Annotated in this window: 17 protein-coding genes; 11 read left to right on the top strand and 6 right to left on the bottom strand. The window is 55.2% G+C overall.

Annotated features, from left to right (window positions below; translation table 11 throughout):
* Positions 1 to 310: 310 nt before the first annotated feature.
* The 4 genes from AC2FD9_RS13190 to AC2FD9_RS13175 all read right to left on the bottom strand — a co-directional run bounded on the left by AC2FD9_RS13190 (position 311) and on the right by AC2FD9_RS13175 (position 4,437).
* On the bottom strand, positions 311 to 1,288 hold the full coding sequence (locus AC2FD9_RS13190) for a 2-dehydropantoate 2-reductase (protein ID WP_496837279.1): 978 nt from the start codon (positions 1,286 to 1,288) through the stop codon (positions 311 to 313).
* Between the two features lie 4 nt (positions 1,289 to 1,292).
* Positions 1,293 to 2,828 (bottom strand): acyl--CoA ligase, encoded by a 1,536-nt coding sequence (locus AC2FD9_RS13185; RefSeq protein WP_496837277.1) that lies wholly within the window; start codon positions 2,826 to 2,828, stop codon positions 1,293 to 1,295.
* Positions 2,829 to 2,885: 57 nt separating this feature from the next.
* Entirely contained in the window at positions 2,886 to 3,569 is a 684-nt protein-coding gene (locus AC2FD9_RS13180; protein ID WP_496837275.1) for a fumarylacetoacetate hydrolase family protein, read from the bottom strand.
* Between the two features lie 187 nt (positions 3,570 to 3,756).
* Positions 3,757 to 4,437 (bottom strand): FadR/GntR family transcriptional regulator, encoded by a 681-nt coding sequence (locus tag AC2FD9_RS13175; protein ID WP_496837274.1) that lies wholly within the window; start codon positions 4,435 to 4,437, stop codon positions 3,757 to 3,759.
* A 238-nt stretch (positions 4,438 to 4,675) separates the two neighbouring features.
* Here AC2FD9_RS13175 and AC2FD9_RS13170 point away from each other — a divergent pair, with 238 nt between their 5' ends.
* From AC2FD9_RS13170 to AC2FD9_RS13150, 5 genes are all read left to right on the top strand, one after another.
* Positions 4,676 to 5,497 (top strand): fumarylacetoacetate hydrolase family protein, encoded by an 822-nt coding sequence (locus AC2FD9_RS13170; protein WP_496837273.1) that lies wholly within the window; start codon positions 4,676 to 4,678, stop codon positions 5,495 to 5,497.
* A 125-nt stretch (positions 5,498 to 5,622) separates the two neighbouring features.
* Positions 5,623 to 6,582 (top strand): ABC transporter substrate-binding protein, encoded by a 960-nt coding sequence (locus AC2FD9_RS13165; protein WP_282120629.1) that lies wholly within the window; start codon positions 5,623 to 5,625, stop codon positions 6,580 to 6,582.
* Positions 6,579 to 7,388: an ABC transporter ATP-binding protein gene (locus AC2FD9_RS13160; protein ID WP_058275284.1), complete on the top strand. Its 810-nt coding sequence runs from the start codon at positions 6,579 to 6,581 to the stop codon at positions 7,386 to 7,388. Before AC2FD9_RS13165 ends, AC2FD9_RS13160 begins: the two co-directional genes overlap by 4 nt.
* Complete coding sequence (locus AC2FD9_RS13155) at positions 7,385 to 8,257, top strand: ABC transporter permease (RefSeq protein ID WP_496698258.1); 873 nt, start codon at positions 7,385 to 7,387, stop codon at positions 8,255 to 8,257. The genes AC2FD9_RS13160 and AC2FD9_RS13155 overlap by 4 nt, the downstream gene beginning before the upstream one ends.
* Positions 8,247 to 9,323, top strand: coding sequence for an Ldh family oxidoreductase (locus tag AC2FD9_RS13150; protein ID WP_496837270.1), 1,077 nt, complete (start codon positions 8,247 to 8,249; stop codon positions 9,321 to 9,323). The genes AC2FD9_RS13155 and AC2FD9_RS13150 overlap by 11 nt, the downstream gene beginning before the upstream one ends.
* A gap of 42 nt (positions 9,324 to 9,365) precedes the next feature.
* On the opposite strand, the gene AC2FD9_RS13145 is transcribed toward AC2FD9_RS13150, so the two are convergent.
* Together AC2FD9_RS13145 and AC2FD9_RS13140 are read right to left on the bottom strand one after the other, a co-directional pair.
* Complete coding sequence (locus AC2FD9_RS13145) at positions 9,366 to 10,043, bottom strand: GntR family transcriptional regulator (RefSeq protein ID WP_496698254.1); 678 nt, start codon at positions 10,041 to 10,043, stop codon at positions 9,366 to 9,368.
* Between the two features lie 9 nt (positions 10,044 to 10,052).
* Positions 10,053 to 12,929: an FAD-binding and (Fe-S)-binding domain-containing protein gene (locus tag AC2FD9_RS13140; RefSeq protein WP_496837268.1), complete on the bottom strand. Its 2,877-nt coding sequence runs from the start codon at positions 12,927 to 12,929 to the stop codon at positions 10,053 to 10,055.
* 134 nt (positions 12,930 to 13,063) lie between these two features.
* On the opposite strand from AC2FD9_RS13140, the gene AC2FD9_RS13135 reads away from it, so the two are divergent.
* The 6 genes from AC2FD9_RS13135 (at position 13,064) to AC2FD9_RS13110 (ending at position 20,824) form a co-directional block, all read left to right on the top strand.
* Positions 13,064 to 14,227: a pyridoxal-phosphate-dependent aminotransferase family protein gene (locus tag AC2FD9_RS13135; protein WP_496837266.1), complete on the top strand. Its 1,164-nt coding sequence runs from the start codon at positions 13,064 to 13,066 to the stop codon at positions 14,225 to 14,227.
* Between the two features lie 370 nt (positions 14,228 to 14,597).
* Complete coding sequence (locus AC2FD9_RS13130; protein ID WP_282120623.1) at positions 14,598 to 15,182, top strand: ANTAR domain-containing response regulator; 585 nt, start codon at positions 14,598 to 14,600, stop codon at positions 15,180 to 15,182.
* Positions 15,179 to 16,348 (top strand): ABC transporter substrate-binding protein, encoded by a 1,170-nt coding sequence (locus tag AC2FD9_RS13125; protein ID WP_496837264.1) that lies wholly within the window; start codon positions 15,179 to 15,181, stop codon positions 16,346 to 16,348. Before AC2FD9_RS13130 ends, AC2FD9_RS13125 begins: the two co-directional genes overlap by 4 nt.
* A gap of 270 nt (positions 16,349 to 16,618) precedes the next feature.
* Positions 16,619 to 17,983 (top strand): CmpA/NrtA family ABC transporter substrate-binding protein, encoded by a 1,365-nt coding sequence (locus tag AC2FD9_RS13120; protein WP_496837262.1) that lies wholly within the window; start codon positions 16,619 to 16,621, stop codon positions 17,981 to 17,983.
* Between the two features lie 73 nt (positions 17,984 to 18,056).
* A complete protein-coding gene (locus tag AC2FD9_RS13115) occupies positions 18,057 to 19,139 on the top strand; it encodes an ABC transporter permease (protein ID WP_496837260.1) in 1,083 nt (360 codons plus the stop codon).
* A 5-nt stretch (positions 19,140 to 19,144) separates the two neighbouring features.
* A complete protein-coding gene (locus AC2FD9_RS13110; RefSeq protein WP_496837259.1) occupies positions 19,145 to 20,824 on the top strand; it encodes an ABC transporter ATP-binding protein in 1,680 nt (559 codons plus the stop codon).
* The last annotated feature ends 1 nt before the right edge of the window (position 20,825 follow it).

Raw genomic sequence — 20,825 nt, 5'->3', positions numbered from 1 at the left:
TTTAGTCAGGGCCGTGTCCTCGGCTTTGCCTGCGGGCCGCACCCCCCCCTGTCGAATAACGTTGTCTCGCCCCCTCCCGCGTTCGTGTGGAACGTCACTGATTCCTGCCTAAATCGGCGTCAAAAACCTCAACAAATGGGTAAATCGCGTCACTCAATTCCGACCCAAACGTCAAGCATTTCAAACCCAAAACGAGGAGCGAAATGACATCGAAGGTGCAGGAATACTCCCAAAGACGCTGTGTGACACGTTCGAACCAGCCCCAGTTATCCGCCTCAAGCATGCGCGCGGTGCAAGGCCCGCAGAGACTTTAATAGAGACCTGCGACCTTTGCCCTCAGTTTGATCAGTGATGCGACGGTATCGATTGTGGGCGTTGAGATACCCGTAAGGTGCCCCAGTTCTTGCACTGAAGTGACCAAGGCATCAATTTCCATCGGTCGGCGCAACTCCAAATCCTGCCACATAGAGGTTTTGTGCGCACCGACAGCCGCTCCGCCGTCGAGGCGTTTTTCAACGTCTATCGGGAACTTTACACCAAGTTTTTCACCGACTTCCTGAGCCTCGAGCATCATTCCGCGTGCCACGGAGCGTGTGCCTTCGTCGGCACACAGGACATCAAGTGTTGAGTGGGTAAGAGCGGAAATCGGGTTGAACGACAAGTTACCCCACAGTTTCAACCAAATTTCATCCCGGATTCTTGGTCTGACGGGCGCACGCAGTCCGGCGGCGGATAGCGCAGCCGAAAGCTTGGTAGCACGGTCTGATTTAGCACCATCGGGCTCGCCCAACGAAAAACGATTGCCTTCGATATGCTTGATTGATCCTGGGGCAATGACCTCGGCGGCAGGATAAACAACACATCCGAGGACGCGATCTGGTCCAAAACCGTCCCACTGCACATTTCCCGGATCGACTGAAGCCAACCTCGTTCCCTCGTAAGGACCGCCTAGTTTGTGGAAGTACCACCAGGGCACCCCGTTCACTCCACTAACTACGGTTGTCTCGTCTGCAATCAACGGCTGCATTGAGTCTACGACTGCTGGGACGGAATGCGCTTTCAGTGTGATGAAGACATAATCTTGTGGGCCGAGATCGGCAGCATTGTCTGAAGCGCGTATTGGAACGCTAACCGGATCCTGCCCTTCCTCAAGAAGGGTTAGTCCTTTTTCCTTCATTGCCGCCAAGTGGGGGCCACGCGCGACGACACTGACTTCTGTATCAGTCTGTGCAAGTTTCGCGGCAACGTAACCTCCGATAGCTCCGGCACCAAAGATACAAACTTTCATGTGTCTAAGCCTTTGCCAGCCCCAATTTAGCAGCTAGTCCGATCCTTTGTATCTTGCCAGTCGCGCCTTTTGGAATTTCTTCAAGAACAACCACCGAAGTCGGCACCTTGAATTTTGCGAGCCGCGCGCCAACAAAAGCCCTGACCTCCTGACCTTGGATCGTCGCGCCTTCTGAAAGCACCACAGCTGCCGCTATGTCTTCACCCAGTTTTTCGTGGGGAACGGCAAAACAAACTGCCTGAGCAACGTCTGGGTGGCTCAAGAGTACAGAGTCAACCTCAAGTGGGCTGATTTTCTCTCCACCGCGATTGATAAGTTCCTTAAGTCGACCGGTCAGTCGCAGATAATTTTCTTCGTCGAATGAACCCTGGTCACCAGTGCGAAACCAAGTTTTTCCGTCCACTTCAAAGAAATTGTCGGCATTTGCCTGCGGGTTGCTTTCGTATCCCGGCGTCACGTTCGGCCCGCTGATAACGATTTCTCCGACGTCCCGCGAAGAGATCAGAACATTTTCGTTCTCGTCTGCAATTCTGACTTCGGGGCCTGCTGCAATTCCAACAGATCCGGGTTTTTGCGTTTGGGGAGTAAGCGGATTGCAACACATTTGATGTGTCGCCTCAGTCATACCGTAGGCTTCGATGACGGGCGCATCAAAAGTTGCCACCAACTCTTCCATTACCGGGCCCGGCAACGAAGCAGAAGAAGACCGAAGAAAGCGCAACCGCGATTGCACAATGATCGATTGGTTTCGCGCAGCTCGGGCGAGAATAGCTTGGTGCATTGTCGGAACTGCGGTGTACCAGGTCGGATCAACTTCAGCGACCTGTGAGAAAAAGCTAAGAGCGTTGAACCCGGGGGCACAGCTAATTTGAGATCCAGCACCTAAAGACGCGGCAACAGCCGCAATCAACCCGTGGATATGAAACAGCGGCATAATACTCAGACAGCGATCGTCGATTGTCAGTTTCAAAGACGAAGCCACATTTCGAGCGGATGCGTAGATATTAGCCTGCGTCAGAGGGACGATTTTGGGACGCGACGTTGTTCCTGACGTGTGCAGTATCAGGGCGACATCATCTTCACCCGGTTCGGAGGTGTCAGCCGTGCCAATTGGGTCACAGGACAATATGGAGAACTGTCCGGCTGAATGTAAGCTATCGTGAGAGGCCCTCAAGATTGCGATGCCAAGGTCCCCAGCAGCCTTTACGGCAGGTCCATCGTCGTTTTCGTTTACAAGTAGGGCCTTGGCCTTCAGATCCTTGAGGTAGAAAACGTATTCTTCGTAAGTGTACGCCGGGTTCAAAGGTGCCGTCGTCGCCACTTGGGCGACGGATATGAAGGCCGTCGCCATTTCGGGGCCATTGGGCAACACAATTGCCACTCGGTCGCCGCGACCTACTCCGATCTGATGAAGATCTTTTTTGACCTTTGCGCAAAGCTCTCGCAGCCCGAGGTAGTTCAACCAAGATCGACCTGGGGCACCGATAGCATTTGCGGTACCAGAATGGGGTGCGATCAATTCGGCAACTAAGTGGGGCATCTGGGATCCGTTTACAAAAGCGTTGGCCTATTTCGCGGAGAGGGTTTGGTGTGGTTGCTAAGTTACCTTGACAGTTAGGCTACCCAATTTGTCGACCGACAGCACCAATACATCGCCGCGGTTTACTGGACCAACTCCAGAGGGCGTGCCAGACAAGATAACATCGCCGGCGGCAAGTTCGAAGTAATCGCTTAAGTAAGAGATCATTTCAGGGACTTTCCAGATCATCTGGTTCAAATCACCTTCCTGCCGAGTTTCTCCGTTTACCGATAGGCGAATTGCGCCTTCGTCGAGTGGCCCAACATCTTCTGCCTTATGCACCGGTCCGCATGGAGCTGATCGCTCAAATGCCTTCCCGATTTCCCAAGGACGACCCATTTTCTTCATTTCGCCCTGCAGATCTCGACGGGTCATATCCAGTGAAAGCCCGTAGCCGTAGACATGATCCAGAGCATCTTGCACAGAAATATTCGTTCCGCCGGATTTAAGCGCCACATACATTTCAGCTTCATGATGTACGTCCGAGCTGTGAGCCGGATATGGAAATTCTCCGGATGGATCGAGGTTGTCAGGGTTTTTTTGGAAGAAAAATGGGGGTTCACGATTTGGGTCGTGGCCCATTTCTATGGCGTGCGCCGCGTAGTTTCGACCAATGCAATAAACCCGACGTACCGGGAATATGCCACCGCCTTCTACCGGTATTTCGTGAACCTTCACCGCGGGAATTACAAGATCGTGCATCGCTATCCTCCTGAACACATCGTTGCCAAAGATCGGTTTGCCAATCTGTGGCCGCGTTCCGATCGATGCTGTGCCACGCCCGAAAAGACGTAGCTCTTGTCTCAGTCATCGCCAATGTGACCGTCGATTTGCAAGAGGTTCAGCCGCTGCTTAGCCCAACCATTTCCCAAATTGGTCGGACGCTAGTTTAATGGTCGGCCTCAAGACTAGCTGGCAACACGCGGGAGTAAACGGATCTCAGATGAGCCAACATGGCCTGCGCCGCCTGTTCTCCGTCTCCACTCGATATCGCCGACAGGATCAAGTCATGCTCTCGAAAGCTGGAATAATCCTCCGGGGGTTTATAGGTTTTACGAGGTTGTCCCCACACAATGGACCTTCGAACGGAATTCAGAGTCTCGAAGAAGTACAGGAAAAGCTGGTTACGCGTTGCCCGGGCTATCGCGTGATGCAAATTATTGTCCCATGCTTCATATGTGCGCCAGTCTTCTGCGGCTCGGCACCTCTCAACGCAGAGCCTCATTTGCTCGCGGTCCGAACGCGTAGAATGAAGCGCGGCAAGGCGGCTAAGCTGCGGCTCGATGGTAAACCGAACACCCACAACCTGTTCAGGCTTGATCTGAGCACCCAAATAGGTCACGTCCGTCAGATTGAGAACCGGTCGGGCACCAACGAACGTGCCCCGGCCCACATGCCGCCAGATAAGCCCCTGCGCCTCTAGTTCGGCCAATACGCGCCTCAGCTGATTTCTGGTCGTGCCTAACCATTGGCACAGTTCCCTTTCAGGCGGAAGTCTATCGTTGTGCCGGTATCCCGCATTGTCGATCAGGTCCCGGACACGTTGCGAAAGTTCTGAAGGCTCACTCACATTGCCACCCAATTTGCTGATTGGTTGATTGATTGAAACGCCAAGTCGGCAAAAACTCAAGGGCAAGTGACAACCAAATCTGAGTCGCCTGCCAAGATCGGTGACCTAAGTGGGCGCCAGCATGTAGGAGGAGAGCCGAGTGCGTTTAGCGACTGTTTCATTAGATGGCCACGCCGTTTGTGTCGCAATGCTTGCCAACGGAAGCAGGTTGGATGTTTCGCGTGCGATTAAGATGCTCATGCCGGATACAGCTCTTGATGTAAGCACGATGCAGCTGATTATCGAAGGCGGTCAGACCTCACTTGAAGCGTTGAACGCCGTTGTTGCTGCGGGTGAGGCTGGCGAACTCAAGGACTTGCTAGTCCCCGAAGACGCGCCTCTTCTGTCGCCCATTCCCACGCCACGTAAGAACGTTTTCTGTGTGGGGCGAAACTACGCTGAGCACATCGCAGAAGGTGAACGGGCGCAAAAAGAGATAATCGGCATCACCGAACATCCGGTTTTCTTTACCAAGCCGCCGACCTCGGTCGTTGCACCAGACGCCGACATCCTACTTTTCCCTTCGGTGTCGCAGTCCATCGACTATGAAGTCGAGTTGGCAGTCGTGATAGGGAAGCGCGGGCGTAACATCACAAAGGCAGATGCATTTAATCATGTCTTTGGGTATTCTATTCTGAACGACATAACCGCCCGTGACATACAGCGCCGCCATGGCGGCCAGTACTTCAAAGGCAAAGGGCTTGATGGATCTTGCCCAATTGGTCCCTACATCGTGACCGCCGATGCCATCAGCGATCCACAAGCCCTGTCGATCGGACTGACAGTTAACGGTGAGCAGCGCCAAAACGGCATGACGTCGGACATGATATTCGACATTCCAACGTTGATTGCATCCTTGTCAGAAGGCCTGACACTAGAACCGGGAGACATCATTGCGACAGGTACGCCATCAGGCGTCGGATACGCAATGGAACCGCCGCAGTTTTTGAAAAACGGGGACGTCGTAGTTTGCGAGGTTTCCGAAATCGGCACGCTAAGGAACACAGTGCGCGCCGTATAATGGCTCCTACGCAGCAATCGCTGTGAGGCGTCAACATTCAAGGGAGGAAGACTACAATGATGAACAGAAGGACTTTCACAGCGTCCCTGCTTACTGCTGTTCCGGTAGCAGGAGCACTAGGAACAATGGGTTTTGCGCAAGACTTGCGTGAAATCACCTTCGTGCAACCCAGCCCTTCGGCAATCAACTCATTTCCTGTGTTTGTCGCCATTGGCGAAGGATACTTCGCAGATGAAGGATTGAACGTGACAGTCGAGGCGATCAACGGCTCAGGCGCCGTGCTTCAGGCATTGTCTGCCGGGCAAGCGCATTTCGGTCGCCCTGGACCTGGACCTCTGATCGCAGCGCGGTCGCGCGATGTGGATGCCGTACATATCTACAACGTTGCGGCACGCAGCAACTTCGGCATCGCGGTGCCAGAAGATTCTGCAGTTCAAAGCGTTGAGGAACTGCGAGGAAAAGTCATCGGAACCGGCACCGCGGACGGTGCCGAAGTAGGTTTTGCACGAAACGTCTTGACCGGTGCAGGTATGAAAGAAGGTGAGGATTTCACATTTCTTACTGTTGGCGACGGCGGCCCTGCGACTGCAGCTTTCCTGAATGGTGAAATCGACGCATATTCTGCTTCGACGGCTGATACAGCAATCCTGAACCAGCGCGGAATGAAGGTGCGTGACATCACGCCTGCGGAATTCGGGCGTTTCTTCGGAAACGGTATCGCCACAATGGCTGACACAATCGCCAACGATCGCGAATTGGTCGAGGCCTGGAGCCGCGCGTTCGCGCGTGGCCATGCCTTTGCTCTCGATGATGCTAACCGTGAAGCTGTGCTGAAGCATCTGGCGGACGGCAATCCGCAGGAAGGCGAAGACAAGGAATTCCAGGCAGCGCTGTTCGATGCCGTACGCTCGAAGACCATAGCAGCGGATCCAAGCAATGGTCTGGGATGGTACCCCGCCGAGGTTTGGCAAGAATGGCAAGACGCACTTGTCGCAGGGGGCGAAATTCCGGGACCGCTTGATGACTTGAGCGCCGCCTGGACCAATGAATTTGCCGCCATTGGCAACGAGGCCGCCAGCAAATGAACGCTGCAGCCGCACAAGAGTTTTCCGGCGCGCCCTTGGGCACGCCGGTCTACGAATTGACCCATTTAAGCAAGACCTATGCACGCAACCTTGTTGTTGCGCTTGAGGACATTAATCTGACGCTTCGGAAAGGAAGCTTCACATCTGTCATTGGGTCCAGCGGGTGCGGGAAATCCACTCTGCTCAAGATCATGGCGGGTCTGATCCCTCCCACCAAAGGGCGTGTGATCCTACAAGGTCTGCCAGTGACCGGTCCCCGGCGAGACATTGGTATGATGTTCCAGCAGGCGACACTATTTCCCTGGAAAACTGCCGTGGAAAACATCGTGTTGCCAATCGAGATCCGCGATGGCAAGGCAGCCGCCAAGCAAGCAATGGGCAAGGCTCACGAACTTTTGGACATCGTGGGTTTGAAGGGATTCGAAAACGTATACCCGAATGAATTGTCGGGCGGCATGGCACAGCGCGCCTCAATCTGCCGTATGCTGATCACAGAACCAGCCGTGCTTTTGTTAGACGAACCATTCAGCGCGCTGGACGAGCTGTCACGCGACATGATGAATATGGAACTGCAGCGGATTTGCCATGAACAGGATGCGACTGCTTTTCTTGTTACGCACTCTATTCAGGAAGCCGTGATTTTGTCCGACGAAATCGTCGTGTTGAAACCACGCCCGGGCAGGATTGCCGAGATCGTGAAGGTCGACCTGCCACGCCCACGCACGTTGGATATGATGACCACGCCCAAGTTTGGCGCTATTGTAGACTACATTCGCAGCCTCCTGGATAAGGGAGAAGAAATGTGAGCGACGTTCATAACCACTCACCTTCCCTAAAGGATTCTGACGCCGCAGAAGACACTGTATGGGAACAGAAAATTCACTTTATCGACTCGGTTCCACGCTGGCTGGCGATGACCTTTGTCTTCGTGGTTTTCGTGGGCACATGGCAAAGTGTCACGAGCCTTGGGCTGGTTTCCCCAATCATTTTGCCGACACCGATGGAAACCCTAAAAGATATGATCTTCGTGGGACAAAATCTATTGTCTGGCGGCTACATGCTTGGGGCGCTGTGGATCACAATCAAAGAAGTTATCTATGGTTTTGCGCTGGCAATCGCGATCGGTTTTTCGCTGGGCGTATTAGTGGGGGAAACGGCATTTGGTGAAAAGGCAGTGATGCCTTACCTGGTGGCCATAGATACCATGCCAAAGGTGGCGTTTGCCCCACTCTTTGTAGCGTGGTTAGGCTTTGGTATTGAATCAAAGGTCGCACTTGCTGCCTTTATCGCGACATTTCCAATCGTGGTTGGTACTGCGGCTGGGCTTCACGCTGCCGACGAAAACGCGCGTATGCTTTTCAAGACAATGGGCGCAAGTCGGATGCAGACATTGTTCAAGATGAAACTGCCGACTGGCCTGCCGCAGATTTTTACCGGTCTCAAGATCGGAGCAGTCGGCGTAATGGCTGGTGCGATCACAGGAGAATTCCTGGGTGGTGGCAAGGGATTTGGCGAACTTATCCGAGTCGCGGCCTCGCAGCTCAACACGCCGCGCGTCTTCTCGTTGATCCTGTATCTCAGCCTTGTTGGTCTGGTGGTTTTTGCGTCGGTGGTTTGGACACAGCGTAAATTGGTGTTCTGGCACAAGGAACAGGTGGGAAGAGATGACTTCTGAGCCTGTGAAAATAGACTGCCACACCCTGCGTGAATTTGTGGCGACCGCGCTCGAAACTCGAGGTGTGCCAAAAACAGATGCGGACAAGGTGGCCTCGTTGATGGTCGAGGCCGACATTTATGGCTACGGTACGCACGGTGTCTTTCGCCTGCGCCAGTACCTTGCCCGGCTGGCGGGAGGTGGCTCCAATCCTACGCCAAAAGTAACTGTAGAACATGAGACTGTCGCAACCGCTTTGATCGACGGAGACGATGGCCTCGGCCATCTGGCTATGTCGGCGGCGCGGGATCTTGCAATTGAAAAGGCAAAAGCGGCCGGTATCGGGTGGGTTGGTGTTCGGCGCGGCAATCATGCGGGACCACTCGCACTTTATGTACGTCCACAAGCCGAGGCAGGGCTGCTTGGTATGGCCGCGGCAGTGGGCAGCGCGAACCACGTCCCGCCTTATGGCGGTAGCGATTTGCTTCTTGGCACCAATCCCATTGCTTTTTCCGCCCCTGCCGATGGTCCCGACTCGTTTGTGTTTGATATGGCGACGACCGTAGCCGCGATGGGCAAGATCAAAACCCTGTTGCAGCAAGGCAAGCTTATGCCCGAGGGCTGGATGGTTGGGCGTGATGGAAACCCATTGACGGACCCCGCCCTCAAGTCAGAAGGATTTCTGTTGCCGATTGGGGGTCCGAAAGGGTTCGGTCTTTCCGTAGCTATCGGGTTGATGGCCGGGGTCTTAAACCGCGCGGCCTTCGGTTCCGATGTGGTCAATTTCACCTCGGACACAACTTCATCCACAAACACCGGCCAGTTCGTTATGGCGCTCAATCCGGCAGCCTTTGGGATGGGCAATGACTTTGCTTCTAACGCAGCCCGCGTCTTCTCTGAAATGCGCGCATCCGCCCCCCTGCCCGGTCATGACCCGGTGCGCTTGCCCGGAGACGGCAAAACGGCTGCCGCAGAGGCCCGCCGCAAAGACGGTGTGAGGCTGAATCCCGCTCTTTGTCGAGACCTCAACAAACTTGCTGAGGACTGTGGGTTATCCCCTCTGTTTCCTAGTCTCAGCGCCGACTAGCAGCGCATCCGTGGGAAGCTGGTAGGCGCTTTTTACTAGGGTTTAGCGAGGTGTCTCGTCCTCTGCCTCCAGCGCTTTCACAAGAGCAGAAAGTTTGTTCATCATGTGAAGCTTCATGGATTTCCCAAGCCCATCTGCATTACGGGCCCTGAGTAACTCCATCATGGCTTTGTGTTCGTAAATGGCCTGCGCCCAGCGCTCGTCCGACAAGTTGGCCATAAAACGTGCGCGGCGGACCCGTGCGGCCAACAGCTTGTGGTGGCTCGCAAGGATATCGTTTCGCGCGCCACGTATCAGTGCCTGATGAATGTCCTGATTGGCCTTAAAATATGCCTGTCGGTCATGTGACTTATAGGCTTTCAGCATATCGGCGTGGCGACGTTCGATTAGTTCAATTTCAGCGGAATCCAGGTGCTGACATGCCAACTCTCCCGCCAGTTGCTCAAGCGTCGCAAGCACTGGAAATGTATTCTCCAATTCCTCTCGCGTGACACTTGCGACGCGGGCCCCCCGGTTGGCTTGAAGTACCACAAAGCCTTCTGATGCGAGCACCTTTAAAGCTTCTCGCAAAGGTGTCCGCGAGACCCCCAACGAGTCACAAAGCTGCTTCTCGGGCACTTTTTCACCCGGCTTTAGCACATCTTCGACAACCAGGTTACGCAGCCTTTCGACCAGTTCTTCATGAAGGGTCGGGCGATTAATGCTGTCCGTCAGGTTCATTTCCATTTCCTAAACATCAAGAACCAGATCCAACAGGCGCGCGACGTGCATGGGCTTCCGCTGCGTACCTTCGGCGATTTGATGGCGGCAAGATGTCCCATCGGCCACGATAACTGCATCTATAGGTGCTGCTTCCAACGCCGGGAACAAGTCAAGTTGTGCCATCTTTATCGAAACATCGATAGTTTCAGGCGCATACCCAAACGCCCCGGCCATTCCGCAACAACCGCTTTCTATCATGTGAACCTGTGCCTCCGGAATACGCTTCAAAAGGTTGAGCATCGGTGTGACGGCATCGTGTGCTTTCTGGTGGCAATGCCCATGCACATAGATCGGGCGATCCAACGGCTTCAGGGCCAAGTCCGGCTGATCGGCCAGAAATTCCTCAAAGGTACGCGTTGCATTCGACAACATCTCCGTTTCCGGCCCCGGGAAAAGCGCCAAAAACTCATCCCGGAACGTGAGGATAGAGGAAGGTTCGAGCCCGACTACTGGAACACCTTTTGCAACCGCCTCTCGCGTCGCGTCAATCACGCGTTGTGCCTCGTGACGCGCTTCGTCGACGCAGCCCATAGCTAAAAGAGTACGTCCGCAATCCAATGCCCTGTCGGATTGATCGTCTCGCGCCACGGCCACCCGAAGTCCGTTTGCCCGCAAAACCCGGACAGCGGCGCGTAAATTTTCCGGTTCGAAATACCGGTTGAACACATCGGCAAACAGCAACACCTGCGGATCATTGTCCTGAGCCTCGGCATCACGGAACGGAGCAGAAGACCACACTGGCAGATCACGTCGCGCTGAAATACCAGTCGGTCCCTCCAATAGCTTACGCGAGGGTGCAATTTTGTTTCGTAAATTCATAAGCCACGCGACTTTCGCGGCTTTTGGTGCATATCGGGGCAGGTAAGCTATCAATTTGTCTGCCAACGTCAGCCCATCTTTTTTACGTTTTGCTGACAATACTTCGATTTTCATTCGCGCCATATCGACGCCAGTCGGACATTCCCGAGCGCACGCTTTGCAGGACACGCAGTACTTCATTGTGTCCAACATGGCATCGGACGACAAACCGCCTGACATCTGCCCGCTGATCGCAAGCCGCAGCGTATTTGCCCGTCCACGCGTAACATCACGCTCGTTTCGGGTCGCTCGGAAAGATGGGCACATAACGCCACCCTTGAGCTTGCGGCATGCACCATTGTTGTTGCACATCTCGACGGCGCCCTGAAACCCTCCTCCGGAACCCGGCCAAGCGGACCAGTCCAGTGTTGTTTCGAATTCAGGAACCGAATAATCTAGGCCATAGCGGAACAGTCTGCGGTCGTCCATGGCAGGCGCGTTAACGATCTTGCCGGGATTCATCACCCCGTCGGGATCAAACCGGTTCTTAACCTGCTCAAACGCAGAAACGATACGCTGACCGAACATCTTCTCATGAAATTCTGATCTTACGATCCCGTCACCATGTTCACCTGAATGAGATCCTTTATATTTTTGGACCATATCAAATGTTTCTTCGGCGATCGCCCTCATTGTCCGGACGTCTTTGTCTTGCCGCATGTTCAGCACAGGGCGCACGTGCAAACACCCCACCGAGGCATGCGCGTACCACGTTCCCTTTGTGCCATGCCGGGCAAATATTTCGGTTAGGCCAGCGGTGTAATCGGCGAGGTCGGGCAGAGGGACAGCGCAATCCTCGACAAAAGAGATTGGTTTGCCTGCCTCTTTCATCGACATCATGACATTCAACCCGGATTTTCGGTACTCGGCGATAGCATTCTGCAAAGAGGTGTCCGTAACAGTGACAACGCCGCCCCACCGGTTTTTCGCACCGCTGAAAGCAAACCCGAGATCTCCCATCAGTTGCGAAAGCTCGACCAGTTTTGCAGCATTGGCCTCGGCGCTGCCCTCGGCGAATTCCACCAGCAGCAGGGCTTCGGGATTGCCTTCAACAAATGCATTTATCGTTTCGCGAAACAATGGGATTTCACGCCCTAATGCAATCATGGTGTCGTCGACCAACTCTACCGCCAGGGGGTTGAGTGTCACGATGTGCTGAGTGGCCTCCATTGCAGCACGGAATGTCGGGAAATGGCACACACCAGTAACTTTCGCACCCGGCAACTGTGCCAAGCTTAATTCCAGTTCTGTGAAATAGGCCAATGTGCCTTCTGACCCCACCAATAAATGGGACATGTTGATGTCGTTACCGATGAGGGCGTCGATATTGTACCCGCCCACACGGCGTTGGACTTTGGGAAAACGAGCGTCAATTTCAGCAGCCTCGCGACGCCCAAGAGCGCGCATATCACCAACAAGATCCGCATAATCGCCTGATGCGGCCGTATCAGCGCTGAACCGCGCTTCCGGGCCGTCAACCATGATTGCGTTTATCGCACGGACGTTGTCTCGCATGATCCCGTATCGCAGAGATTTTCCACCTGAAGAATTATTTGCCGCCATCCCCCCAAGAGTGCAACGAGACGCTGTTGAGGGATCCACGGGAAACCACAGGCCATGCTGCTTCAACGCTTGGTTCAATTGATCCAGAACAACACCGGGCTGAACGCGCGCGATACGTTTCTCAGCGTCTACGTCAAGAATACGATTCAAGTGTTTTGTGTTGTCCAGCACAACACCCTGATTGACTGTTTGCCCGCATTGCGACGTGCCGGCGCCGCGCGGTAGAACCGAACATCCTTCGTCCCGCGCAATGGACATCACGGCTTGGACATCTTCTGTGGACCGGGGGATCACCACAGCGTCCGGTATCATCTGATAGATTGAGGCATCGGTCGAGTATCGAGCAAGCGATGCCGGATCTGACATCACTTCCCCCCGCACATCAGACAACAGTCGGCGGTACAACGATCCATTCTCTACCATCAGGTTCGCCTTCCCTTCCCTGTAAGCCTAATTAGACCTTTCACTTCATCGTTGACTGAATAATGAATTCATAATTAACTTTTGCAATAGATAATAGCGCCACTTTTTTGGCACCAGCGTAAGGATCAGTTCAAATGCGTCAGGCGGGTAGACACTTTTTGCAGATTCCAGGGCCAAGTGCTGTGCCAGATCGCATCCTGAGAGCCATAAGCACGCAGACCATTGACCATCGAGGACCCAATTTTGCAGAAGTCGGGAATAAAGCCCTCAATGGAATGAAGACGATTTTCAGGACAAAACAGAACGTCTTTATCTATCCTTCATCCGGCACCGGTGCATGGGAAGCCGCACTTGTGAACACGGTTTCGCCTGGCGAAAAAGTTCTGATGTTTGAAACAGGACATTTCGCTTTCATGTGGTGCAACTTGGCTGGAAAACTAGGGTTGCACCCAGAGCTGATTGAAGGAGATTGGCGTGGCGGCGCGGACCCCAATCAGATTGAAGACCGTCTACGTGCGGACAAGCAGCACGACATCAAGGCAGTTTGCGTCGTCCACAACGAAACGTCTACCGGGTCAGTCTCATCAATTGAGGAAGTGCGCAGGGCCATAGACGCAGCCAAACACCCAGCACTTCTAATCGTGGACTCCATCTCCGGCCTTGCGTCGATTGATTTTCGGTTCGATGACTGGGGGGTCGATGTGTGTGTCTCCGGCTCGCAAAAAGGACTGATGTTACCGCCTGGTCTGAGCTTCAACGCCGTGAGCGATCGGGCGCTAAAACACTCAAAATCCGTGACCACGCCGCGAAGCTACTGGGATTGGCAAGATATGGTCGGACCAAATCAGAAGGGGTTCTTTCCCTACACCCCCGGCACCAATCTTCTCTATGGATTAAATGAGGCCATAGACATGTTGCACGAGGAAGGGTTGGACAACGTTTTTGCCCGTCACTCCCGACACGGAGCCGCGACACGGGCTGCCGTGCGCGCCTGGGGTCTTGAGGTTTTGTGCACACATCAAGGTCAGGAATCGGGCGTCTTGACTGCGGTTAAGGTCCCAGAAGGTCACTCCGCCGATGCGTTTCGTGCTACGGCGCTTGAGCACTATGACATCTCACTAGGAAATGGTCTGTCCAAGGTAGCCGACAAGGTGTTCCGCATTGGTCATTTGGGCGATTTCAACGACCTAATGTTGATGGCGACCCTTTCTGGCGTAGAAATGGGGCTAGCCAAGAGCGGTATGCCTCATCACGGAGGCGGCACTCAGGCTGCCTCGGAACATCTCAAGGCTGCGTAGCGCCGGATAGACGGATACACTTTCATCAGCGCTCGCACGAATTCCAGCAGTTGGGCGGAAAGCGATCATTCGCTGCGATTGCGGAGTCACGTGGTTCTTGCTGTCAAAGTGGACCTTCGATTTCGCATCGTCGATGGAAGTACATTTGGCCTCCCAAACCAAAGATTAGACCAAATGAAAATTCAAAGAGTCGATCCAATGCGCCACGCCAGGGCTCAAAGCAGATTTCTTTGATAACATGTAGAAAAACTGTGCAGACATTCCGCTGCATGTAAAAATATGCTGATAAAATAGGCAAACTGGCAGCCTGATGAAACGCTTAGTGGCCTTGGAATTGCGATCGATGAAGCTTGGGCTCACTTGGGTGCCTATGAAACAACACCTTACTGTCGTTGTCGTCGAGCAGAACCAAGAACGTGCCTTTGCAATTGTGGATGCCTTAAAAGAGTCTGGAGACGTAGACGTTTCTGTAATTGGCAATGTTTCCGGGCTGGCACGTAGAATTGCAATGCATAGCCCAGACATCGTTCTGATCGACATAGACAATCCATCGCGGGATATGCTGGAAGAGTTGACCGTCGCCTCCGGTCCGATGGAGCGTCCGGTGGCCATGTTCGTCTCGGGCGCTGCGGGTGGATTGGCGAAAGCAGCCGTTGAGGCAGGGGTATCAGCCTATGTAGTCGATGGCCTGCAAGCCGAGCGCATCAAACCTGTGATCGATACCGCCATCGCCCGGTTTCAGGTACTACGCCAGATGAGGACCGAACTGGCCGAGACCCGCCGTGCGTTGGAAGAACGCAAAGTGATTGATCGCGCCAAAGGGTTGTTGATGAAAGCCAAGGGTGTGTCTGAAGACGAGGCCTACGCCCTGCTGCGCAAAACAGCGATGAACCAGAACCGCCGGGTTGCAGAAGTGGCCGAAGCCCTGGTCACGGCCTCGGGTTTGTTGTCATGAGAACCGTGACCTTGCCTGTCGCCTATATGCCTTTGGTCGACGCGGCCCCGTTGATTGTCGCGCGCGAGATGGGATTTGACCATGCCGAAGGCGTGTCTCTGGATCTGCGACCGGCCCCGTCATGGTCATCTCTGCGCGATATGCTGGCTTTTGGGCATGTGGACGCAGCGCATCTGCTGTCACCTGTACCCGTTGCGATGGCCTTGGGTTTGGGCGGTATCTCGACGCCGCTGTCCGCAGTGTCTGTCCTATCCCTGAATGGCAACGTCATAGGCGTTGGAACCCAATTGGCAGGGCGTCTGACCGATCAGGGCTATGACTTCGATTTCAATGATGCCGTTGCGGCTGGGGCTGCACTGGCAAAGGCTGCCGGTGAGGTTTTGGTGTTCGGAGTGCCTTTTCCGTTTTCGATGCATGTTGAACTGCTGCGCTATTGGGTTGCGGGAACCGAACTGGCTTCGAAGCAGGTCGAAATCCGCACTGTCCCGCCCCCTCTCATGGCGCAGGCGCTTGCAGGTGGCGAGATCGATGCCTTCTGCGTGGGCGAGCCTTGGGGCTCATTCGCCGTGGATGACAATGTTGGTGCCTTGCTGCTGCCCGGTAAGGCAATCTGGACCTGCGCACCTGAAAAGGTGTTGGCGGTTAGAAACAACTGGGCCGAAACTGAGCCGCATTTGCTGGGTAGCCTCATGCGGGCCGTTTGGCGCGCGGGACGTTGGCTTTCAAACACGGACAGCCGAACAACCGCGTCCGAGATGCTATCGCGCAAAACCTACCTCAATGTCTCACCCGAACTAATCGACCGTGCATTGATGGGCGAATTCACAATCTCGGCGCGCGGCGAGCAACGCCATGTGGATGGGTTTGTCGAGTTCTTTGATGGCGCTGCCACCTTCCCATGGCGCAGTCAGGCCAAGTGGATCGCGCATCAGCTAGCGCAACGGAACGGGATCGATGTCAGCACAGCCGAACGTCAGGCCGCCCGTGTCTTTCGCAGCGATCTCTATCGGCGCGAGTTGTTCGGGCTGGGTGTCGAAACCCCCGGAGCGTCAGAAAAGCTGGAAGGGGCGCTTCCTGAGTCGACCACCGTAGCCTCGACAAACGGAAGCTTGATTCTGGCGCCGAACGTCTTCTTCGATCGTCGCATTTTCGAGCCAACGGGGTGAGAGTGCTCAAAATTTTTGCAGCGCAGCATCAAATTACGCTGCAGCGCAGAAAAATCACACTTTGACGCTCAAAACCGGATGACGGCCCAGATCAAGGATGTCTTAATCGGGACATCGGAAGGCAACGACGCCCACCGACGGAATTCGCCCACTATCCAGGGCACCTTACAAGAGCAAAGCCGCTCGACCATCCGCCACCTCCTCCCGGCGGACTGTGTCGGCGGCTTTTTTGTTTGCCCAAGAGGTTGGGCTGAACCGAAAGGGATCGAGATGAAAAAGCTTCTTTTAGGCCTCGTCGCAACGACGGCGCTTGTGTCTCCGGCACTGGCCGAGCTGGAACTGGAAAAAGACGAGCTGACTTTTGGCTTTATCAAACTGACCGATATGGCGCCGCTGGCTGTCGCTTACGAGAATGGGTACTTTCTGGACGAAGGCCTGTTCGTGACGCTGGAAGCACAAGCCAATTGGAAGGTCCTATTGGATGGCGTGATCGACGGGCAGCTTGACGGCGCACACATGCTGGCCGGACAGCCTTTGGCCGCCACCATCGGATACGGAACCGAAGCGCACATCGTAACGCCCTTCTCAATGGACCTGAACGGCAACGGCATCACCGTGTCCAACGAGATTTGGGAAGAGATGAAGCCGAACATCCCGGTGATGGAGGATGGTCGTCCCCAACACCCTATCAGCGCCGAGGCGCTTGCTCCGGTCGTTGAGAAATACAAATCTGAAGGCAAGCCCTTTAACATGGGCATGGTCTTCCCAGTCTCGACCCACAATTACGAACTGCGCTATTGGCTGGCCGCTGGTGGGCTGCATCCGGGGTTCTACAGCCCAGACAACGTGACCGGTCAAATCGGTGCGGATGTGTTCCTCTCGGTGACACCTCCGCCGCAAATGCCAGCCACGTTGGAGGCCGGAACGATCTATGGCTACTGCGTGGGTGAGCCGTGGAACCAGCAAGCAGTGTTCAAGGGCATCGGCGTTCCAGTAATTACCGACTACGAACTGTGGAAGAACAACCCCGAGAAGGTCTTTGGCATCACAGCCGAGTTTGCCGAGGAGTATCCGAATACCACTCTGGCAGTGACCAAAGCCCTGATCCGCGCGGCACAGTGGTTGGATGAAAATGACAACGCCAACCGACCCGAGGCGGTCGAAATCCTGAGCCGCGCGGAATATGTGGGCGCGGATTATGACGTCATCGCCAACTCGATGACCGGCACGTTTGAATACGAGAAAGGCGACAAGCGCGAGGTTCCCGATTTCAACGTGTTCTTTCGCTACAATGCGACCTATCCGTTCTATTCGGACGCTGTTTGGTACCTGACCCAGATGCGTCGTTGGGGTCAAATCGCCGATGCGAAGCCGGACAGTTGGTATGACGAAGTGGCCAAGTCGGTTTATAAGCCCGAAATCTACCTGGAGGCCGCGCGCCTGCTGGTCGACGAAGGTCTGGCGGATGAGGCTGACTTTCCCTGGGACAGTGACGGTTACAAGGCACCAACGCCTGCCGAGGATATCATTGACGGTATCGCCTACGACGGCCGCACACCCAACGCCTACCTCGAAAGCATGTCCATTGGCCTGAAGGGCGAGCAGAAGATCGTCGGCTCGGACGTTCAGGGCTAATTCCTCAGCTCCACGTCCGGCCACGGTCGGACGTGGGCTTCACAAGTGCCCCGCCATCGCAAGGACACATCAGATGACGACCGTCGATCCCGAATTCAACGCAGACGCCGCACGCCAGGAGCGTCGCGCCCGCCTTTTCACCCGCATCAATGCAGCCGACAAATGGTTCCAAGTGTTGGGCCTCAGCTGGGCCACGCCTGTTCTGAAGGCCGCTGCCGGAGACAATCCCCGCGCTCAGATGGCCGAGATCTGGCGCTTGCTGATCGTGCCATTGCTGTCGATCTTCGCCTTTTTGCTTCTGTGGGGCATGCTGGCGCCCAAGGTACAGACCTCGCTGGGCGCGGTACCCGGGCCAGCGCAGGTTTGGGCGGAGATGGTCAGCCTGAATGAGGACGCCAAAGCTAAAGCGGCAAAACGCGCCAAGTTCGAAGCCATGGTCGAGACGCGCAATCAAAAGTTTATTGATGCCGGCCAGCCGGAGAAGGTGAAAGACGTCGCTTTCACCGGGGCTCCGACCTACTATCAACAGATATGGACCTCGATCAAAACTGTGTTTTTCGGCTTTCTGATCGCCACTGCCCTTGCGGTCCCGCTGGGCATCGCCGCTGGCCTGTCTCCGACCGCAAATGCCGCGCTGAACCCGCTGATCCAGATCTTCAAACCGGTCTCGCCGCTGGCATGGCTGCCGATCGTCACCATGATCGTTTCGGCTGTCTACGTCACCAATGACGGATGGTTCGCAAAGTCCTTTTTGATCTCAGCCATCACGGTGACCCTGTGTTCGCTTTGGCCGACGTTGATTAATACCTCTCTGGGTGTGGCGTCCATCGACAAGGATCTGGTGAACGTCTCCAAGGTTCTGAAAATGAACACCTATACCAAGATCACCAAGCTGGTGCTGCCCTCGGCGCTGCCGCTGATCTTCACCGGTTTGCGCCTCAGCCTGGGTGTCGGCTGGATGGTTCTGATCGCGGCTGAAATGCTGGCGCAGAACCCTGGTCTGGGCAAATTCGTTTGGGATGAATTCCAGAACGGTTCCTCCAGCTCTTTGGCCAAAATCATGGTTGCGGTCTTCACTATCGGTATCATCGGCTTCCTGCTGGACCGTGTGATGTATGCCCTGCAATCCCTTTTCACCTTCACGAATAACCGGTGAACGCGATGAGCATTCTAAGCTTCAAGGACGCCTCTAAATCCTTCGGTGAAGGCACTGCGCGCGCCGATGTGCTGAAAGGCATCGATCTGGACGTGCAAGAGGGCGAGTTTCTGGTGGTCCTTGGTTTCTCAGGCACTGGTAAGACGACCCTGATCAACCTGATGGCCGGGCTCGATAGTCCGACCAGCGGAGAGGTCACGTTCAAAGGCGCTCCGATCAAGGGCCCCGGCCCGGAACGCGGGGTGATCTTTCAAAATTACTCGCTGATGCCTTGGCTGACAGTCAGCGGTAACGTCGGGCTGGCAGTTGATACGGTTTTCCCCGGTCTCAGCAAGGTCGAGAAAGCCGAGAAGGTTGCGCATTACGTGCGGATGGTGGGTCTCAGCCAGGCCGCGACGCGCCGCCCGGCGGAACTGTCCGGCGGGATGCGCCAGCGGGTCAACGTGGCGAGGGCGCTGTCGATGAACCCTGAGGTATTGCTGCTGGATGAGCCTCTGTCGGCGCTCGACGCTTTGACCCGTGCCAATCTGGCGGACGAGATCGAACACATCTGGGAAGCCGACAAGAAGACTTGCGTGCTGATTACCAACGACGTCGATGAAGCAATCATTCTTGCCGACCGGATCATTGCACTGAACCCCGATGGCACGCTGGGGCAGGAGTTCCACGTGTCGATCCCGCGACCGCGCGAACGCGGTGCCATGAACAACGATGAGACGTTCAAACGCTTGCGGGCGGACGTCACCAAATATCTGATGGACGTAGGGATCGAGGCCAAGGTCGAAGGCACTCGTACCCTGCCGGATGTCACCCCAATCCACGGGGTTCCAACGGCGGTGGCCGAGGCGCAAAAGGGGATGATTGAGAACCGCTTCCTCGATTTCTCGCAGCTGCACAAGGTGTATCCGACGCCCAAAGGCCCTCTGACCGTGGTCGAGGATTTTGACCTGAAGATCGACAAGGGTGAGTTCATCTCTCTGATCGGCCATTCCGGCTGCGGCAAGTCCACAGTTCTGACCATGGCCGCAGGTCTTAATGACATCTCCAAGGGCGCGATCAAGTTAGATGGCCGTCACGTCCAAGGCGCCGACCCGGAACGCGCTGTAGTGTTCCAATCGCCAAACCTGTTCCCCTGGCTGTCCGCCAAGGAAAACGTCGCGATTGGTGTCGACAAGGTCTACCCCAATGCAAGCCTGGCCGAGCGGCAGGACGTGGTGGAGTACTATCTGGAACGCGTCGGACTGGCCGATGCGATGGACAAATCTGCCTCTGACCTGTCGAACGGGATGAAGCAGCGTGTCGGTATCGCCCGCGCCTTTGCTCTGTCGCCCAAACTATTGCTGTTGGATGAGCCTTTCGGGATGCTCGACAGCCTCACACGCTGGGAATTGCAGGAAGTTCTGATGGAGGTCTGGTCCCGCACAAAGGTGACTGCGATCTGCGTCACCCATGATGTGGACGAGGCGATCCTGCTGGCCGACCGCGTAGTGATGATGACCAACGGTCCGCAGGCGACCATCGGTAAAATCACCAAGGTCGACCTGCCGCGCCCAAGGACTCGCAAGGCCCTGTTGGAGCACCCGGATTATTACGCCTACCGGCAGGAAGTTCTCAATTTCCTTGAAGAATACGAACACGGCGCCAAGCCGAAATCGCCCGCCCCTAAGGCGATTGCAGCGGAGTGAA

The organism is Ruegeria sp. YTSC230 (assembly GCF_059609665.1).
The sequence above is the reverse complement of the archived record's forward strand: the minus strand, read 5'-3'. Positions and strand labels throughout refer to the sequence as shown.

Excerpts from the sequence above, each read along its gene's own strand:
- AC2FD9_RS13190 (WP_496837279.1), bottom strand. The coding sequence starts at position 1,288 with ATGAAAGTTTGTATCTTTGGTGCCGGAGCTATCGGAGGTTACGTTGCC.
- AC2FD9_RS13185 (WP_496837277.1), bottom strand. The coding sequence starts at position 2,828 with ATGCCCCACTTAGTTGCCGAATTGATCGCACCCCATTCTGGTACCGCA.
- AC2FD9_RS13180 (WP_496837275.1), bottom strand. The coding sequence starts at position 3,569 with ATGCACGATCTTGTAATTCCCGCGGTGAAGGTTCACGAAATACCGGTA.
- AC2FD9_RS13170 (WP_496837273.1), top strand. The coding sequence starts at position 4,676 with ATGCCGGATACAGCTCTTGATGTAAGCACGATGCAGCTGATTATCGAA.
- AC2FD9_RS13165 (WP_282120629.1), top strand. The coding sequence starts at position 5,623 with ATGGGTTTTGCGCAAGACTTGCGTGAAATCACCTTCGTGCAACCCAGC.
- AC2FD9_RS13160 (WP_058275284.1), top strand. The coding sequence starts at position 6,579 with ATGAACGCTGCAGCCGCACAAGAGTTTTCCGGCGCGCCCTTGGGCACG.
- AC2FD9_RS13150 (WP_496837270.1), top strand. The coding sequence starts at position 8,247 with ATGACTTCTGAGCCTGTGAAAATAGACTGCCACACCCTGCGTGAATTT.
- AC2FD9_RS13145 (WP_496698254.1), bottom strand. The coding sequence starts at position 10,043 with ATGAACCTGACGGACAGCATTAATCGCCCGACCCTTCATGAAGAACTG.
- AC2FD9_RS13140 (WP_496837268.1), bottom strand. The coding sequence starts at position 12,929 with ATGGTAGAGAATGGATCGTTGTACCGCCGACTGTTGTCTGATGTGCGG.
- AC2FD9_RS13135 (WP_496837266.1), top strand. The coding sequence starts at position 13,064 with ATGCGTCAGGCGGGTAGACACTTTTTGCAGATTCCAGGGCCAAGTGCT.
- AC2FD9_RS13130 (WP_282120623.1), top strand. The coding sequence starts at position 14,598 with ATGAAACAACACCTTACTGTCGTTGTCGTCGAGCAGAACCAAGAACGT.
- AC2FD9_RS13125 (WP_496837264.1), top strand. The coding sequence starts at position 15,179 with ATGAGAACCGTGACCTTGCCTGTCGCCTATATGCCTTTGGTCGACGCG.
- AC2FD9_RS13120 (WP_496837262.1), top strand. The coding sequence starts at position 16,619 with ATGAAAAAGCTTCTTTTAGGCCTCGTCGCAACGACGGCGCTTGTGTCT.
- AC2FD9_RS13115 (WP_496837260.1), top strand. The coding sequence starts at position 18,057 with ATGACGACCGTCGATCCCGAATTCAACGCAGACGCCGCACGCCAGGAG.
- AC2FD9_RS13110 (WP_496837259.1), top strand. The coding sequence starts at position 19,145 with ATGAGCATTCTAAGCTTCAAGGACGCCTCTAAATCCTTCGGTGAAGGC.